This window comes from Plantibacter sp. Mn2098 (assembly GCF_049319745.1).
GTDB lineage: Bacteria > Actinomycetota > Actinomycetes > Actinomycetales > Microbacteriaceae > Plantibacter.
The window spans coordinates 388,823-405,682 of record NZ_JBMOUH010000001.1; the positions used below are offsets into that span (position 1 = coordinate 388,823).

General features: G+C 69.0%; 13 protein-coding genes. 9 read left to right on the forward strand and 4 right to left on the reverse strand.

What is annotated here, in order from left to right:
* Nucleotides 1–14: 14 nt before the first annotated feature.
* Nucleotides 15–1,355, reverse strand: a complete 1,341-nt coding sequence (locus ACL9RL_RS01720; RefSeq protein ID WP_422778482.1) for an LLM class flavin-dependent oxidoreductase — start codon at nucleotides 1,353–1,355, stop codon at nucleotides 15–17.
* Between the two features lie 190 nt (nucleotides 1,356–1,545).
* Between ACL9RL_RS01720 and ACL9RL_RS01725 the strand changes: the two genes are divergently transcribed.
* The 7 genes from ACL9RL_RS01725 (at nucleotide 1,546) to ACL9RL_RS01755 (ending at nucleotide 10,218) form a co-directional block, all read left to right on the forward strand.
* Nucleotides 1,546–2,223, forward strand: coding sequence for a response regulator (locus tag ACL9RL_RS01725; RefSeq protein ID WP_422778483.1), 678 nt, complete (start codon nucleotides 1,546–1,548; stop codon nucleotides 2,221–2,223).
* A 53-nt stretch (nucleotides 2,224–2,276) separates the two neighbouring features.
* Complete coding sequence (locus ACL9RL_RS01730; protein ID WP_422778484.1) at nucleotides 2,277–4,355, forward strand: hypothetical protein; 2,079 nt, start codon at nucleotides 2,277–2,279, stop codon at nucleotides 4,353–4,355.
* 88 nt (nucleotides 4,356–4,443) lie between these two features.
* A complete protein-coding gene (locus tag ACL9RL_RS01735) occupies nucleotides 4,444–5,127 on the forward strand; it encodes a GAP family protein (RefSeq protein ID WP_422778485.1) in 684 nt (227 codons plus the stop codon).
* Nucleotides 5,128–5,178: 51 nt separating this feature from the next.
* The gene (locus ACL9RL_RS01740) at nucleotides 5,179–6,729 is read left to right on the forward strand and encodes a carboxylesterase/lipase family protein (protein ID WP_422778486.1); all 1,551 of its coding nucleotides are present in this window, start codon (nucleotides 5,179–5,181) and stop codon (nucleotides 6,727–6,729) included.
* 37 nt (nucleotides 6,730–6,766) lie between these two features.
* Nucleotides 6,767–6,949 (forward strand): hypothetical protein, encoded by a 183-nt coding sequence (locus ACL9RL_RS01745; RefSeq protein ID WP_422778487.1) that lies wholly within the window; start codon nucleotides 6,767–6,769, stop codon nucleotides 6,947–6,949.
* Between the two features lie 156 nt (nucleotides 6,950–7,105).
* Nucleotides 7,106–7,684: an isochorismatase family protein gene (locus ACL9RL_RS01750; protein WP_422778692.1), complete on the forward strand. Its 579-nt coding sequence runs from the start codon at nucleotides 7,106–7,108 to the stop codon at nucleotides 7,682–7,684.
* A gap of 209 nt (nucleotides 7,685–7,893) precedes the next feature.
* Nucleotides 7,894–10,218 carry an MMPL family transporter gene (locus ACL9RL_RS01755; RefSeq protein ID WP_422778488.1) on the forward strand — a complete coding sequence of 775 codons (2,325 nt, stop codon included), beginning with the start codon at nucleotides 7,894–7,896 and terminating at the stop codon, nucleotides 10,216–10,218.
* 76 nt (nucleotides 10,219–10,294) lie between these two features.
* On the opposite strand, the gene ACL9RL_RS01760 is transcribed toward ACL9RL_RS01755, so the two are convergent.
* Nucleotides 10,295–11,098: an alpha/beta fold hydrolase gene (locus tag ACL9RL_RS01760; RefSeq protein WP_422778489.1), complete on the reverse strand. Its 804-nt coding sequence runs from the start codon at nucleotides 11,096–11,098 to the stop codon at nucleotides 10,295–10,297.
* A 66-nt stretch (nucleotides 11,099–11,164) separates the two neighbouring features.
* Entirely contained in the window at nucleotides 11,165–11,635 is a 471-nt protein-coding gene (locus ACL9RL_RS01765; protein ID WP_422778490.1) for a hypothetical protein, read from the reverse strand.
* 242 nt (nucleotides 11,636–11,877) lie between these two features.
* On the opposite strand from ACL9RL_RS01765, the gene ACL9RL_RS01770 reads away from it, so the two are divergent.
* Nucleotides 11,878–13,128 (forward strand): DUF4192 family protein, encoded by a 1,251-nt coding sequence (locus ACL9RL_RS01770; protein WP_422778491.1) that lies wholly within the window; start codon nucleotides 11,878–11,880, stop codon nucleotides 13,126–13,128.
* Nucleotides 13,129–13,261: 133 nt separating this feature from the next.
* On the opposite strand, the gene ACL9RL_RS01775 is transcribed toward ACL9RL_RS01770, so the two are convergent.
* Nucleotides 13,262–14,728, reverse strand: a complete 1,467-nt coding sequence (locus ACL9RL_RS01775) for a helix-turn-helix domain-containing protein (protein WP_422778492.1) — start codon at nucleotides 14,726–14,728, stop codon at nucleotides 13,262–13,264.
* Nucleotides 14,729–14,849: 121 nt separating this feature from the next.
* Here ACL9RL_RS01775 and ACL9RL_RS01780 point away from each other — a divergent pair, with 121 nt between their 5' ends.
* Nucleotides 14,850–16,814: a phosphoenolpyruvate carboxykinase (GTP) gene (locus ACL9RL_RS01780; RefSeq protein ID WP_422778493.1), complete on the forward strand. Its 1,965-nt coding sequence runs from the start codon at nucleotides 14,850–14,852 to the stop codon at nucleotides 16,812–16,814.
* Nucleotides 16,815–16,860 lie beyond the last annotated feature (46 nt).

Sequence of the window (16,860 nt, forward strand, 5' to 3'; positions counted from 1 at the left end):
GCCTCCCCTCGCGGCTAGAAGTCCGTCAGGTTGCCGCGCAGGCCGGCCGTGCCGTACTCGCGGCGGAGGATCCCGCGGCGGCGCAGGATCGGCACGAGCTCGTCGAGCATCCGGTGCACGGTGACCGGGTGGAGGTCTCCGGAGAAGATGAAGCCGTCGTTGTCGGCCTCCGCGCCGACGAGTTCGATGAAGTCGGCGACCTCCTCGGCCGTCCCGACCACACCGGCTCCCTCGGAGATGCGCCCGAGGCGCGCCTTCGGGATGAGCAGCTCCCGCAGCGTCGCCGAACCGAACCCGTCCGCGCCGCCCAGCAGACCCGCGATGCTGCCGCGGGACACGTGGTCGCCGAAGATCGCGGGATCGATGTGCTTGTCGAGGTCGAGCGAGGTGAGATCCGTTTCGAGGTCGCTCGACCAGCCGAGCGCGACCTGCAGCAGCGTCGCCTCGTCCGGGTTGGCCGAAGCATCGACCAGACGCTGAGCCTCCTCCGTGCTGGACACGATGACCGGCTTGAAGACGAGGAGCGCGAGCGGCAGGTCGTCCTCGGTGCGCCCCTGGGCCCGCGCGGCCGTGTGGACGCGCTCCCGGTAGGTGCGGATGCTGTCGACATCGAGCGATGCGAGGGCGAGCTGGACCTGGGAATGGCGGCCGGTAAAAGCCAAACCGCGCGGCGACGAACCGGGGGAGATGATGATCGGGTCTCCCGTGACCGCACCGTCGTAGTCGCCGAACGGCAGTGCGTTGAGCGGGCCGTCGAACGAGTAGTACTCGCCGCGGTGCTTGATGGCGTCCAGGTGCGTGCCATCCGCGAAGTGCGAGGTCGACCGGTCATTGACGAGGGAACCCTGGCCCCAGCTGTGCCAGAGGTCCTCGACGCTCGTCAGCCACTCCTCGGCGCGATCGTAGGCGCCGTCGTGGGGGAGCGGTTCGAGACCGAAATGACGAGCGCTGCCGACATCGGTGACGACGTTCAGGCCGAGGCGGTTGCCGCTCAGGTGCTGCTGCGTCGCGAACTGCCTGGCCGCCTGGTACGGCGGGAACTGCACGGGATTGACGGTCGGGACGACACCGATGTGCGACGTCGCGGCGAAGAGGTACGGGGCGAGACTGATCGGATCCAGCTTCGGCCCGCCGTAGGCGCCGCGGACCCGCAGATCGAGCGTCTCCGGGTTGCCGAGCGACAGCGCATCCTCGATGATGACCAGGTCGAAGCCGGCCTGTTCCAGCTCCCGTGCGGAGTGCTGGTACAGCTCGGGCCGCTGCCAGGCGTAGTCCCAGTCGAGGTACGGGTGACCCCAGCCGTGCGGACCGAAGCCGCGCGACAGGAACCAACCGAAGTGCTGTGGTCTCGTCATCGGGATCCTCTCGTCGAATCGGCGCGACGGATCGGTCGTAGCGCCGTGGAGTCCGATTCTTCGCGAACCAGAGTGGTTTGCCAAGGGCGCAGGTCATGGGCGTTCACATCCGGGTGCTCATCCGCAGGTGTTCCTGCTCACATGGGTTCGCGCGCCGGTGGAAGGGCCGCGCGACCACTACTCTTGAGACGTGTCGGACGTGTGGTTGCGCAGAGTTCTCGTGGTGGAGGATCACGCGCTGATGCGCGCCCTCGTGACGTCGACGCTCGAGCATGCCGGCTTCGCCGTGCTGGCCGTCGCGTCGGCTCCTGCCGCTCTCGCCGCCCGAGCGGAATTCGATCCGGACGTCATGGTGACCGACATCGATCTTGGGGTGCCGCCGAACGGCATCGACCTCGCCCACCTGGTCAGAGCGGATGCGCCCGACGTGGCGATCGTTGTGCTCAGCAACTTCCCCGACGCCGGCACGATCCGCTCCGATCGTGCGCTCCCCGACGGCGCCGTCTACCTCAACAAGGCCTCGCTCGAATCCGCGAAGGAGCTCGTCGACGCGGTCGAGGCGGCTCTGCGCGGGATCGCGCCCCCGGCCGCTTCCTCCAACGCCCTGCCGGACCCGAGCATCGCCGGGCTCACCGCACACCAGCTCGACGTGCTGGCCGACATCGCGGCCGGGTGGTCGAACACCGAGATCGCGAACCGCCGAGGCACGTCGCTCCGCGCGGTCGAGAAGGCCGTGTCACGACTGTTCACCGCGCTCGGTCTCGCGAACCACCCCTCGACGAACCCCCGGGTCGAAGCCGCTGCCATCCACATGGGTGTGTTCGGTGTGACGGCGTCCGAGGACCACGTCCGGCGTCCGGCAGGATGAGCGCAAGCCCGACGAGTGCCGGACGGACGAGTCCCGGCGCGAATCCTGGTCGAGTGAGCCCCGGCCGCGCGCTGTCCGATCGTGTGTCGTCGGGCCGTGCTCGGGCCGGCGCCGCCCTGCACAGCCGTGCCGACGCCCTCCGCTGGCCACGCGCGATCGCATCGATCGGCCGCCTCGGTCAGGGCGGTGCGCTGACGATCTGGTCCTGGCTCATCCCGTTCCCGTTCGTGATGACGGTCCTGAGTGCGCAGTTCTCGGCCGCTGCGCCGGTGTGGGCCGATGCGACGGACTGGTCGAGGGCGATCGGCACCTTCGGGACGCACCTCGTCACCGGCCTGTTGATGTTCGTCGCGAAAACCGCGCTCGACACGGTCCGCGCCGGCACACCGCGGCTCGTGGCGGCGTTCGTCGCGTTCGCGCTGCTGGGTGCGACGAGGCCGTTCGTGCTGAGCCTCGCGATGGCCTCCGACGGGGACGGGATCGCGCTCGGCGACCTGACCTCGCGCATCGCGGTCAACGTCGTCGGTGCCGTCATCGGCCTGACGATCATCGCCGTTGTGGTTGGCGGCCTGCGCGACACGCGTCGGGCGAGAAGCCGGCTGCTCAGCGCAGAAGAAGCCCTGATCAGGCTGGCCGCGATGGACGATGCCGCACTCGAGGTCGCGCGGCGAGAGCACCTCGCTGACCTCGAGCGGCGGCTCCGCGCGGCGATCGAACAGGTGCCGGAGGCGGGTGGACGCCTCGGCACGGCGACGACGCTCCGCCGCCTCTCGGAGGACGTGGTGCGGCCGATGAGCCATGAGCTCCTCGACCTCGCCGACACCGACCAGAACGATGCCGCCTGCCCGGAAGCCGATGCGCGGGAGGCCGCATCCCGCCCAGAACGCACGAGGGGGATCGGGCGAGCCGGCGATGGCGCAGGCCGCCTCTCGACGTTCACCGCCATCGGACCAGCGTGGCCGGTGACGCTCTTCGCGCTGCTCATCACGCCCTACCTCCTGCGCACGCACGGGGTGGCGATCGCCCTGCTCCTGCTCGCGGTCGGGGTGGTCTGGTACAGCATCGGGTCAGCCGTCGTCCGAGCGATCGCCGACACGATCAGGAGCGGCGTCTGCCGGCTGTGCACGGTCGCCGGCGGATCCGTCATCGTCGCCGCCTGCGGATCGGCGCTCACCGCCGCACTGCTGACCATCATCGGACGGCAGGCGCCCTACGCCTGGTCCGCGCTGTTGATCTACCCGGCGGTCGTCGTCGCGGTGGCGCTCGGCGACGGCATCGCGAGGGAACTGGCGAACGCCGAAGAGGCGCTCTCCGTCTCCCTGCAGGAGCAGGCGGCGCTTGCCGCGGCGTCACGACGCCGCCTGCGGGACACTCGCGTCCGCATCGCACGGGTGCTGCATGGGACGGCCCAAGCCGATCTCGTCGCCGTGGCTTTCGCGCTGTCCGCGGGTGCGGGTGCCGGGGCAGGCGCCGGCACCCGGTCTGCGGAGGAAGTGGTGGCGGCCGGGTCGGATTCGGCATCGGAGTCAGGGACGGACGAGGAGAATCGACCGTCCGACCGCACCGTCGCCGTCCCCTCCGCCCTGGCGATGGACCTCGTGCGCGACACCGTCGCCGACATGCTCCAACGCGTCACAGCGATGTCCGGAGGCGCCGACGCCGACGAACCGGACGAGACCGACGACGCCAGGCGCGTCCGTTCCGTCCTCGACACCTGGGCGTCCGTCCTCGACCTCACCATCGACGTCGACCCCGGTGTGTGGGAGTGGCTCGCCGCTCCGGTTCAGGCCTCCGAGGCGTCCACCGGTGCGGCGGCCGCCTCCGCTGCGCGGGCCGACGCCATCGTCGAGATCCTCACCGAGGGGTTCACGAACGCGGTCCGTCACGGAACGGGGCGTGCGGCGAGAGTGCGCATCACGGCGCACACCGACCAGGTGGCAGAACCGATCGCCCCGTGGTCGGGATGTCGGGTCAGCATCCGCTCGGTCGGCGCGATCCGCGCCGGTCACGCTGCTGGACGGGTTGACGGCAGGGGCGACGGACGCGGCCTCTCGCTCCTGCGCGGCATCGCATCGTCGGTCGAGCTCGTGGACCGTGGTGGCACCGTCGAACTCATCGCGATCGTCGTATAACCCGAACCGGACGCGACCACCCGATCGGGGGCGTTCTACCCTTCCAACGCGGCACACGAGGTGCAGCACGGACGGCGGGAGGAACACCATGGCATCGTCCCTGGGAGAACTCCTGCCGCTGGCGACCGGGATACTCGTCAGTCCGATCCCCATCGCAGCCATCATCGCCATCCTGCTCTCCCCACGAGCACGGGCGAATGCCATCGCCTTCACGGCGTCGGCGATCGCGGTCACGGCGGTCCTCACCGCCATCGCCGTGATCGGGGCAGGCAGCGCTGAGCACGCCAACCACGGGTCGGCGTCCACGATCGGTCTGATCATCTCGATCATCGTCACCGTGCTCTTCCTCGTCCTCGCCGCCCTCAGCTGGCGCGGCCGGCCACGACCCGACGTGGAGCCGGTCGCGCCATCCTGGCTGCGACGCATCGACACCCTGACGCCAGGGTCGGCGGCGGTGCTGAGCGTCCTGCTCACGGTGCCGAACGCGAAGAACATCCCGCTCGCGCTCAAAGCGGGGACGATCATCGGCGGGTTCGACGCCGGCCCGGTCGTCTCGACGCTCCTGGTCCTCGGGTTCTCGGTGGTGTCGACGCTCGCACTCATCCTGCTGAGTACCCTCGCGGCCTCGAAATCGGACCGTGTGCGCGTCGCCCTCACCCGCGCGAAGTCCGAGATGATCGCCCACAACGCGCTCATCCTCGCGGTGATGTTCCTTGTGCTCGCCGCAGTCCAGGCAGCCCACGTCGTGACGGCCCTCATCGCTTTGCAGTAGTGGAACCGGCGTCCGCTCGGAGGCGGAGCCACACGATCATCCGGAGGAATCATGCACACCGATCGCACCGTAGGCGATGTCGTCAGCACAGAGGCCGGCCCCGTCAGAGGGTTCGTCTCACGTGGCGTGCGCGTGTGGCAGGGGATCAGGTACGCCGCCCCGCCCATCGGTGATCGCCGCTTCCGGGACCCGATCCGGCCCGAGCCGTGGAGTGACGTGTTCGAGGCGACGGCGTTCGGGCCGTGTGAGCCGCAGAGCACCAACGCCGCGATCCCGCTCGGGCCGGACGTCCGGATGGACGAGGACGCGTTGTCGCTCAACGTCTGGGCTCCGCCGGCGGGCGATGCGGGGAAGCCGGTGCTCGTCTGGATCCACGGCGGCGCGTACTTCCGCGGCGCATCGAGCCAGCCGGTGTTCGATGCGACGTCGCTCGTCGAGCACGGCGACGTTGTCGTGGTGACGTTCAACTACCGGCTGGGGGCGTTCGGGTTCCTGGACCTGTCCTCGTTCAGCACCGCCGAGCAGCAGTTCGACTCGAACGTCGCCCTCAAGGACATGATCATGGTCCTCGAGTGGGTGCAGGCGAACATCGCGAACTTCGGCGGCGACCCTGGCCGGGTCACGCTGTTCGGTGAATCCGCCGGTGGTGGCGCGGTGACCACGCTGATGACCGTTCCGTCGGCTGAAGGACTGTTCCACCGGGCCATCGCCGAGAGCTCGCCGGCCACCTCGGTGTACGGGCCGGAGCGGTCGGCCGATGTCGCGGCGCAGTTCATCGAACTGCTCGGCTTGGCGCCGGGTGATGCCGCGGGCGCCAGGGCGGCATCGACCGCCGAGGTGCTCACGGCATCGGATGCGCTCTTCGCGCAGGTTCCGCAACGATCGCCGGGTACGATCGCATTCGCACCGGTTGTCGACGGGACGCTCGTACCGGAATACCCGGTGCGAGCCTTCCGCGCGGGGGACGCGCATCGTGTGCCCCTCATCATCGGCACGAACAAGGACGAGTCGTCGCTGTTCCGGCTGATGAAGTCGCCGCTCATGCCGATCGAACAGGCCACGATCCGCGCGATGTTCGACGAGGTCGCAGCCGAGCACCCGGACCTCGACCTGCCGGACGAGGCGAGGATCAGCTCCGCGTACACGGGACTCGCGCCCATCCAGCAGAACCTCGGCATCACGCGCGACTTCGGGTTCCGCATGCCGACGGTGTGGATCGCCGAGGCGCACAGTGCGTTCGCTCCGTGCTGGCTCTACCGGTTCGACTACGCGCCGCCCATGCTGAAGGCCCTCCGCATCGGTGCGACCCACGCCACGGAGCTCCCGTACGTGTGGGGGAACCTCGCCCACGGTGCGAAGGACATTACCTACAAGCTCGGCGGGCGCCGCACCGCAGAGCGGGTGTCGGCGAACATGCAGCATCGCTGGCTCGCCTTCGCGCAGGGCGATGACCCGGTGGGACTCGCCGATGCGCCGGTGTGGGAGCGGTACACGGCCGATGCGCGGGTGTCCCTCGTCATCGACACCACCGAGTCCGCGGTTGCAGACCTCGACGGCGAACTGCGCGAGGCGTGGGGCGACCACGTGCTCGCGTTCGTGTGAACCTGGCGCGTCCGGTTCGCCCCGTACGATTGCAGGTATGAAGTTCCTCGCGCTGTTCGCCACCGGTTCTGGCCTCATCGTCGTCGGATTTGTGGTGGCGCTCGTTGCGACGAGCATGCCCGCCCTCCGCGTCGTCGGTCTCGCGGCGATCATCGTCGGCACCATCGTGCTCGCCGTGAACGTCGTCCTGCAGTTCCTGGAGCGGCGCCGCCAGAACTGATGCGTCACGGCGCTGTTGCGATGCTGTTGCGTTGCTGTTTCGGCGCCGTGTTCGCCCTGTCCTGCGGCTTGCACGGGGATTACGCTCGAGATGCACGGCATCGTGCACGATTCGTGCGGGACGACCGCAACACCCACGGAAACGGCAGTGAAGACCATGTCAAAGGCGCTCCTCATCATCGACGTCCAGAACGACTTCACCGAGGGCGGATCCCTCGGCGTCGACGGCGGCTCGGCGATCGCCGCCGGGATCACCCGACTGCTCGCCGAGCACGGCGACGACTACTCCCACGTCATCGCCTCCCGCGACTGGCATGATGCGGAAGGCGACAACGGCGGACACTTCGCGGAGGGGGAGCCGGACTACGAGACGACCTGGCCGGTCCACTGCGTCGCAGGCACCGAGGGCGCCGAGTATCACCCGGCGCTCGACTCCGCGCGGATCGACGTGCACGTTTTCAAGGGTCAGGGCGCCATCGCGTATTCCATCTTCGACGGCACGACCGCGAGCGGCGAGCGGTTCGGGGAGGTGCTGACGGAGCTCGGGGTGACGGATGTCGACCTCGTCGGCGTCGCGACGGACTACTGCGTGCGTGCGAGTGCGCTCGACGCGATCGAGCACGGGCAGCACGTGCGCATCCTGACCGATCTGGTGGCGGCCGTCGCCCCTGCCTCTGGCGAGGCAGCCCTCGCGGAGCTGGCGCACGCCGGTGCGGAGCTGGTCCCGGCGCCGTAGTTCCCGCCTTGTGGCGGGCTCATCCCGCGTCTCCACACCGTCCCGCGTGTGTCCACAATTCCGGAATTCGTGTGACAGGAGTGACTCCTGTGACCGAATTCGCCTGATTTGTGCCGTTTTCGCTCCGGAGTTCCGGAATTGCGAACAGCCCGCGCGGGGAGTGGATAGTAAGCTGGCTGCGTAATAGTGGCGGCGACGGAATGAGCGACATGCGTAAGGAAGCCAGCAGCACAACCGACGAGGCCGGACGGACTCCGAAGGCGGCAGCGCGAACCGGGGCTCCGCGAACCGGGGCTCCGCGAACCGGGGCTCCGCGAACCGGGGCTCCGCGATGGCTGCGGGTGTTCATCCCGGCGGTCCTCATCATCGTGTGGCTCACAGCCGGTGCGATCGGCGGCCCCTACTTCGGCAAGGTCAGCGAGGTCTCCTCGAACGACCAGACCAGCTACCTGCCTGCCAGCGCTGACGCGACGAAGGTGCAGCAGGCGCTCGACGGCTTCCGGAGCGGCGATGACGTCCCCGCGCTCGTCCTATTCGTCCGATCCGATGGGCTGACCACGGTCGACACAACAGCGATCACCTCGGAGATCACCAAGATCGCGGACCTCGACGGCATCGCGGACGGCATCTCGCCGGCGATCCCGTCGGAAGACGGCAAGGCGATCGAGGTCTTCGTACCCATCGACGGGAAGGCGGACCTCGGCGACGTCGTCGAAGCCCTCCGTGTGCAACTCGCCGACTCGGTGCCCTCCGGCGTGGACGTGTACGTCACCGGGCCGGCCGGATTCAGCGCCGACCTCGTCGACGCGTTCGCCGGCATCGACGGCATCCTCCTGCTCACCGCGCTCGCCGCCGTGTTCCTGATCCTGATCATCGTGTATCGCTCGCCGGTGCTCCCGTTCCTGGTCCTCGGCACGTCCGTGTTCGCGCTCTGCGCCGCTCTGCTCACCGTCTGGTGGATGGCGAAGGCCGGCATCGTGCTGCTCAACGGCCAGGTGCAGGGCATCCTCTTCATCCTGGTGATCGGTGCCGCGACCGACTACTCGTTGCTCTACGTGTCGCGCTATCGCGAGGCCCTCCGTGATCACGAGAAGCGATGGGATGCGACCTGGGCCGCGCTCAAGGGCGCGTTCGAGCCGATCCTCGCGTCCGGCGGAACCGTCATCGCGGGACTCCTGTGCCTGCTGTTGAGCGACCTGAACTCCAACAAGGCGCTCGGGCCGGTCGCGTCGATCGGCATCGTGTTCTCGGTGCTGGCGGCGCTCACGCTCCTGCCCGCGCTGCTGCTCGCCTGCGGACGGAGCTCGTTCTGGCCGATCAGGCCGAAGTTCGGCAGCGCCCACCTGGTCGCGGCGCCGGCGGACCGGGATGCCGCGGTTCCGAGCACCGGTCTGTGGGGCAGGATCACCGGCCTGGTCTCGAAGCACTCGCGCATGGTCTGGATCGCGAGCACGCTCCTCCTGCTGGTTGCCAGCATCGGCGTCTTCCAGCTGAAGGCCGACGGGGTCGCCGGGAGTGATCTCATCCTCGGCACCTCCGAAGCACGCGACGGGCAGGTGGCGCTCGGCGAGCACTTCCCGGCCGGCTCGGCGAGCCCCGTCTACGTCCTGACGAAGGAGGCCGATGCGGCGAAGGTGATCGGGATCCTCGAGCAGGCCGACGGCCTCGACCGGGTGCAGGTCATTTCGGACGGCTCGGCCGCCGGCACCGCTGATGCGACGGTCGTCGACGGTGCGCCCGTGTTCTCCACCGTGTCCGGTCCCCCGGGGACACCGGCGGCGACGGTCGATCCGACGGTGTCCGATGGGCGGATCGTGCTGCAGGCGACACTCGCCGCCGCGCCGGACTCAGCGAAGGCGGAACGGGTCGTCCGCGACCTCCGGGCATCGATCGACAAGGACGTTTCCGCGCACACGCCGGTGGGCGGCGTCACGGCGACGGCGATCGACTCGAACGATGCGTCAATCCACGACCGCAACCTGATCATCCCCGTGGTGCTGGGCGTCATCCTCGTGATCCTGATGCTCCTGCTGCGGTCGATCCTCGCACCGGTCCTGCTGATCCTCAGTGTTGTGGTGTCGTACGCTGCGGCGCTCGGTGTGTCGGCGTTCGTGTTCAACCACGTGTTCGGGTTCCCGGGAGCCGATCCGGCGGTGCCGCTGTACGGATTCGTCTTCCTCGTGGCGCTCGGGATCGACTACAACATCTTCCTGATGACGCGGGTGCGCGAGGAGTCGATGCGGGTGGGGACGAGGCCCGGCATCCTGCGTGGTCTTGCGATCACGGGCGGGGTCATCACCTCCGCCGGGCTGGTGCTCGCGGCGACGTTCGCGGCGCTCGGGGTGATCCCGATCCTGTTCCTCGCACAGATCGCGTTCATCGTCGCATTCGGTGTGCTGCTCGACACGATCATCGTCCGGACGCTGCTGGTGCCGGCGCTGAGCTATGACATCGGTGCTGCGATCTGGTGGCCGTCGAAGCTCGCGAAGCTGCCCCAGCCTGCGCGGCACCCGCACAAGCACGCCGCGTCCTGAGCGCTGCCGCTGCCGGGGCCGAGACGGGAGCTGGGGCCGGGGCGGTCTGTTGGAACGGGGTCGGCAGCGGACGCGGTCAGCTGGCGGCGAGGAAGGCCAGGACCGCGTCCTTGAACCCTCGCGCCGAAACGGCGTTGACGTGATTGCGGCCAGGGAGTGAGACGAACCTCGCTCCCGGCGTGGCGGCCGCGAGCCGTCGGCTGCCGTCCGCAATCGCGTCCTGATCTCCTGTGACGAGGAGCGCCGGGACGGTCGGGGTGGCGGACGTGGACGGCCCCGCGCCGCTCCTCATGCCTTCGACGAGCGCGATGAGCGCTGCGAGATCGTTGCCTGGCACGCCTTCGACCATGGAGACGTACGAGGCGGTGAGGTCGTCGTCCACCGCTGAGCCGCCTGCGGCGTGGGAGCGTGCGGCGTCGAGGTCGAAGGTGCGGAGCGGATCGCCCTCCGGGAGGCCGCCGAGGCTCAGGCTGCGCACACGTGAGGGGTGCGCGACGCCGAGGCGCCACCCGACTCTCGCGCCGAGCGAGTAGCCGAGGTAGTCGACGTCATCGAAGCCATAGCTGTCGAGCACGGTGAGGACGTCGTCGACCAGGGTGTCGACCCCGTACGCCGACGCTTCGTGCGGTTTGTCGCTCGCGCCGTGCCCGCGCTGGTCGATCGTGAGCAGCCGGTAGCCCGCCCTCGTGAGGGTTCTCGTCCAGCCGGCGATGTCCCAGTTGAGCGTCGCGCTCGATGCGAATCCGTGCACCGCCAGGACGACGGGTGCGTCGTGTGTGCTGTCGGCGCCGGCTGCGGGATGCAGGTACGTCGCGATGCGTGTGCCGTCCGCTGTGACGACGTAGGCGGGTGGCAGCCCCTCGGCCGTGGTGACGTTCATGATGCGGGGCCTTTCCGTGACTGACGCCATCCACGATACGCGCAGCGGCCGCGACGGATTGGCCGCTCAGGCGGTGACGCGATCCGCCGCGGACGTGGACGCCGATTTGGACGCCGACGCGGGTGCAGGCGTGGGTGTGTGCGTGTGCGTGGAGGTTGAGCGCGCTGGAGTGGTGGGCGCGGACGCATCCGCTGGCTCGCTCGCATCGGCCGTGGGAGTGTCGACGGCATCGGATTCGATGACGGCGCGGAGGTTCCGTGCCGAGGACAGGACTTCCGCTGCGGTTTGGCCGTCGGTGGACAGGACGAGCGCCTCTGCCGCACCGAGGAGCGCCTCGGCGGAGACCAGGCCGTTCGGGTCGCCCAGACCACGGCGTGCAGCCGTTGCCTGCTCGTCGGTGTACCGCCCGGAGGCGACGGCGCGGGCGATGGGGTGGGTGCTCGGGTCGAGGATGGGACGCGGACGGGAACGTCCGCTGGGTCTGAATCGCAATCGTGTGCGGAACCGAGCACGGAGTCGGCGGAGTGGATGTCTCATGGAACGAGTCTCGCACGATAGAACATGTGTTCGAGTGAACGCCACACGAATTGTGGACAACTCGTCGGCGTCCGGGCCTGTGAGCGAGGCCGGCTCGGCTGGGCAGTGCGGCGCCGGACAGGACAGAGATCGACCCAGTGACCGGCAGCCTGCTCTCCTCCACAGGCTCGCGGCAGGCGCGAGTTCTCCACAGATGTGCATCCCGCCGGTTCCACGGAGCGCGAACTCCGCACGCTTGGGACATGCAGACCATCGTCAGAGCGGCCGACGCCGCCGAGTTCCTCGCCCTCGTCCCCGAGCTCTTCGGGTTCCAACCGACCAACAGCATGGCGGTCATCGCCTTCCGAGGGAAACGCACGTGCGGAGCGCTCCGATTCGATCTGCCGACGAGCGTGCCCGACCGACAACTGAAGCGATTCCTCTCGCAGCAGCTCGGCACGATGTGCAAGATTCCCGGAATCGATGGCGTCCTGGCCGTCGTGTACACGGACGAGCCGTTCGGAACAGAGACGACCCCGCCGTGCTCTGCGCTGCTCGCGGCGTTCCGCAACCGTGCCGTGCACATGGGGCTCGTCGTCAAGGAGACCCTCTGCATCGCATCGGATGGCTGGGCATCGGCGCTCGACCCGGATACCCCGCTCGGAGGCCATCCGCTCACCGAGATCCCGGAAGTGACACTCGGACTCCCCGGCGTGTGCCGCCCGACGGGAGATCAACACGGCGAGGCCGATCGGGTACCGCCCGATCTCGCTCGAGTCGAACGGGTCGGAACCGCCCATGGTCGCCTCACCCGGCTGCTCGACGGACTGAACGATGCACCGGCGCCGTGCGGCGTGGGTGGCGCGCGTGAAGTCGAGGCGGCCGAGGTCTACCGACGCGACATCGCCGCATTGGAGCCGCTCATCGTCCCGACCCTCCTGTTCGAGCATGCCCTGGCCGTCGGCGCCAACGGCCTGAGCGCTGAAGAGGTCGCGCTCGTCCTCATCGCCTTGCGCGGGCCGGACATCCGGGATGTCGCCCTGATGCAGTGGGCGTACGGCGCGGACTACGGGCAAGTCGCATTGAGCGGTGCCGACACGCTGGCGGCTGCGCGAGCGCTCGGTGTCGATCAGGAGCTGATAGAGGCGGCCGCTGCCATCGAGGTCGACGACTCAGAAGCATCGTGCCTCGACGGAGTCGCCGAATCGGCGCGACGGATGTCCGGTGAAGGTCCGCGTCCGGATCACAGCCGCATCAGCCGAGCGATCGCGCTCCTGCTCGACGTCGTGGACGCTGCGCCCCGCTCCGCCAGGCCCGCGCCGTTGACGGTGCTCTCCTGGCTCAACTGGGCGGTCGGGCACAACACCCGCGCTGACGACTGCGCCCGTGGCGCGCTCGCCATCGAACCGGGGTACGGGTTGGCGGGGCTGATGATCACGATGCTCGAGCACGGCAGATTCCCGGAGTGGCTGTTCGAGCGACCGGAGCACGATGAGGGCAGCGTCGATGCGTAGACGAGCCCACGATGATGCCGCGCTCCGGATGAACGCCGGGCTGAGCGTCGAGCACGTCCGACCCGAACAGGTCCTGCCCGAACAGGTCGTACCCGGTCGGGTCCGACCCGACCAGGTTGCACCGGGTCAGGCGCTACCCAGCCGCGTGCCGCTCGAGGAAGTCGTACACCTCGTTGTCGTCCACCCCGGGGAACGTGCCGCTCGGCAGCGGCGACAGGATGTGCGTGTGCAGGCGGGCGCTCGGCCACGACTGCTCCCGCCACTTCGCAGTGAGCGCAGAGGACGGCTTCCGGCAGCACTGCGGATCCGGGCAGGTGGACACCGCCCGCGTGGTGCTGTCACGGCCGCGGAACCACTTGGCGTCGTCCCACGGCACTCCGACCGAGATCGAGAACTCGCCGGCATCCGTCGTCCCGGTCTGCGTCGCGCACCAGTAGGTGCCGGCCGGGGTGTCGGTGTACTGGTAGAGCTCGGTGGTCCGGTTGGTGCGCTCGAAGGCGCTGCGTGCGCTCCACTTCCGGCACACGATCTGACCCTCGACCGCGCCGGTGACGTCGGTCGGCAGGGGGAGGCCGTCGTTCTCGTACGCCTTCGCGATCGCGCCGTCCTCCGACACCCGCACGAAGTGGATGCGCATGTCCAACTGGGCGGTCGCGAGGTTCGTGAGTCGGAGCGCAGCGGCCTCGTGCGTCACGCCGAAGGCATCGCGGAAATCTTCCACCGCGAGGTTCCGTTCTCGTTTCGCCTGCTGGAGGAACGACACGGCCGCCGTCTGTGGCATCAGGGCAGCGGCGGCGAAGTAGTTGATCTCCAGCCGCTGCTTGAGGAACGCGGCGTAGCTCGTGGGCCGCTGATGGCCGAGCAGCCGGTGTGCCATCGCCTGCAGCGCCATCGATCGCAGACCGTGTCCGCCCGGGATGGAAGCGGGCGGGAGGTAGATGCGGCCGTTCTCGAGATCCGTCACGCTGCGGGCGGAGTGCGGGAGATCGTTGACGTAGATGAGGTCGAATCCGAGTTGCTCCGCCATGATGCTCACGGTGCGGTGGGTGAGGGCCCCCGTCGAATGGCCGGCACGGCGCACCCGTTCCTCGGCGAGCTCCTCGATGGCCGGCAGGTGGTTGTCGAGACCCCGCATCCACTCACGCAACTCCGTGTTCGCCCGTCTGGCCTCCTCCGGGGTCGCGATGGCCTCCGTCGCGTGCCGTTGCAACTCCCGATGCAACCCGACCAACGCTTCGAGCGCATCGTCCGACATCCCCTTGCTCGGCTTGACCTGCGGCAGCGAGAGCGCAGAGTAGAGCGCGCCGCGCTGCAGTCGATCCAGTTCGATCTCCAGCGCGGCGCGAGCATTCGGCGCCTCCATCGCGAGCAGATCGGTCAGGTCAACGCCGAGCGTCGTCGCGATCGCCTGCAGGACGGAGAGCTTCGGCTCCCGCTTGCCGTTCTCGATGAGCGACAAGGCGCTCGCCGCGATGCCGACGGTCTCACCGACATCGTCCAGGGTCCGGGAGCGGATCGTCCGGAAGTGCCGGATCCGATGCCCGAGCGTCACGAGGTCGGTGGCGCGCGGTGCGTTCGAAGTGGGAGTCGACTCTGACATTCCTTCACGTTATCGAAAGAATCATCATTCTTACCAGGGGTTCGCCCCGAAATTCTCAACGTTGCGCCCGCAGAGTGGGTTAACGGTCCAATTTTGCTTCCCACCAACGTCGGAGGAACAGATGTCCATCGCACCATTCCCCACCGCCCACCAGAGCCAGCCGAACCGGCCACGCCTGCGCGCCGTCGCTCAGCCCGATGAGCAGAGGAACGATTCGACGCCCGGGCCAGCGGCCGGATCAGCGAACGGTGCCGCCTCGTCCTCGACGGACTCGCTCGCACGCCTCCACGCCTGGGTCGACGAGATCGCGGCGCTCGCCGAGCCGAAGGCCATTCACTGGTGCGACGGCTCCGCCCGGGAATCCGACCAGCTCACCAGGCAGCTCGTCGCCGAGGGCAAACTCATCAAGCTGAACCCCGAGTGGCGACCGAACAGCTACCTGGCACGCAGCGCTCCGAGCGACGTGGCTCGAGTCGAGGACCGCACCTTCATCTGCTCCCAGGACGAAGCCGACGCCGGCCCGACGAACAACTGGCGGGACCCCGAGGAGATGCGTGCAGAGCTCCGATCCGTCTTCGCCGGCAGCATGCGCGGGCGGACCCTGTACGTCGTCCCGTTCTCCATGGGGGCAGTCGGCGGGCCGCTGTCGCAGCTCGGCGTGCAGCTCACCGACTCGCCCTACGCGGTCCTCAGCATGGGCGTGATGACACGCATGGGAGACCGCGTCCTCGAGCGCATCGCGGCGGGCGACCCGTGGGTCGCGACCGTGCACAGCGTCGGCGCCCCGCTGGAGGACGGCGTCCCCGATGTCGTGTGGCCGTGCAACGACACGAAGTACATCGTCCAGTTCCCGGAGAGCCGGGAGGTCTGGTCCTACGGTTCCGGGTACGGCGGGAACGCACTCCTCGCCAAGAAGTGCTTCGCGCTGCGCATCGCATCCGTCATCGGTCGGGACGAGGGATGGCTCGCCGAACACATGCTGCTCGTCCGGGTGACCTCGCCAGAGGGCCGCGCGTTCCACATCGCAGCGGCGTTCCCGTCCGCGTGCGGCAAGACCAATCTCGCGATGCTTCGTCCGAGCGTCCCCGGTTGGCGGGTTGAGACGCTCGGCGACGACATCGCGTGGATCCGGCCGGGGGAGGACGGCCGGCTCTGGGCCATCAACCCGGAGGCGGGGTTCTTCGGCGTGGCGCCAGGCACCGGCGAATCGACCAACCTCACCGCGGTCGAGACGCTCTGGGGCAACACGATCTTCACCAACGTGGCGCTCCGCGACGACGGCGATGTCTGGTGGGAGGGGCTCACACCGGAGGCTCCGGCGCACCTGATCGACTGGGAGGGCAACGACTGGACGCCGGACAGCGGCCGCCCCGCAGCCCACCCGAACTCCCGGTTCACTGTCGCCGCGGCGCAGTGCCCGTCCATCGCCGACGACTGGGACGGCCCGGACGGTGTCCCGCTCGACGCGATCCTGTTCGGCGGTCGTCGCGCGACGAACGTCCCGCTCGTCGTCGAAGCGACCGACTGGCAGCACGGGGTGTTCCTGGGGGCGACGATTTCGTCCGAGCAGACGGCAGCCGCAGAGGGCACCGTCGGCGAACTGCGACGCGACCCATTCGCCATGCTGCCGTTCTGCGGCTACAACATGGCCGACTACTGGGCGCACTGGCTCCGAGTGGGGGCCGGGCTCCGACACGGTGCCGCGCCGAAAATCTTCCAGGTCAACTGGTTCCGGAAGGACGCGGACGGATCGTTCCTCTGGCCGGGCTTCGCCGAGAACACGCGCGTCATCGAATGGATCATCCGGCGTCTGGAAGGCGAAGCCAACGCGACCGATTCACTGCTCGGCCGGGTCCCGGCGCCCGGCGCGCTGAACGTCGACGGCCTCACCCTCGCAGACGGCGCCCTCGACGCGCTCTTCGACGTCGACACCGCCTCCTGGCTCGCGGAGTGCGAGCTCACCGAAGCGTTCTTCGACACCTTCGGCAGTCGGGTCCCTGCGGCGCTGCGGGCAGAACTCGCATCGCTCAGGTACCGCCTGCAGACGACGCAGGACGGCGCGGCGCGGTTCGGCGCGGCCCGCTAGACCGAAGAGGAGAAGCTCGACGACAAGCGAGAAGCGAGAGGAGAAG

Excerpts from the sequence above, each read along its gene's own strand:
- ACL9RL_RS01745 (WP_422778487.1), top strand. The coding sequence starts at position 6,767 with ATGAAGTTCCTCGCGCTGTTCGCCACCGGTTCTGGCCTCATCGTCGTC.
- ACL9RL_RS01755 (WP_422778488.1), top strand. The coding sequence starts at position 7,894 with ATGCGTAAGGAAGCCAGCAGCACAACCGACGAGGCCGGACGGACTCCG.
- ACL9RL_RS01740 (WP_422778486.1), top strand. The coding sequence starts at position 5,179 with ATGCACACCGATCGCACCGTAGGCGATGTCGTCAGCACAGAGGCCGGC.
- ACL9RL_RS01775 (WP_422778492.1), bottom strand. The coding sequence starts at position 14,728 with ATGTCAGAGTCGACTCCCACTTCGAACGCACCGCGCGCCACCGACCTC.
- ACL9RL_RS01750 (WP_422778692.1), top strand. The coding sequence starts at position 7,106 with ATGTCAAAGGCGCTCCTCATCATCGACGTCCAGAACGACTTCACCGAG.
- ACL9RL_RS01735 (WP_422778485.1), top strand. The coding sequence starts at position 4,444 with ATGGCATCGTCCCTGGGAGAACTCCTGCCGCTGGCGACCGGGATACTC.
- ACL9RL_RS01765 (WP_422778490.1), bottom strand. The coding sequence starts at position 11,635 with ATGAGACATCCACTCCGCCGACTCCGTGCTCGGTTCCGCACACGATTG.
- ACL9RL_RS01780 (WP_422778493.1), top strand. The coding sequence starts at position 14,850 with ATGTCCATCGCACCATTCCCCACCGCCCACCAGAGCCAGCCGAACCGG.
- ACL9RL_RS01720 (WP_422778482.1), bottom strand. The coding sequence starts at position 1,355 with ATGACGAGACCACAGCACTTCGGTTGGTTCCTGTCGCGCGGCTTCGGT.
- ACL9RL_RS01770 (WP_422778491.1), top strand. The coding sequence starts at position 11,878 with ATGCAGACCATCGTCAGAGCGGCCGACGCCGCCGAGTTCCTCGCCCTC.
- ACL9RL_RS01760 (WP_422778489.1), bottom strand. The coding sequence starts at position 11,098 with ATGAACGTCACCACGGCCGAGGGGCTGCCACCCGCCTACGTCGTCACA.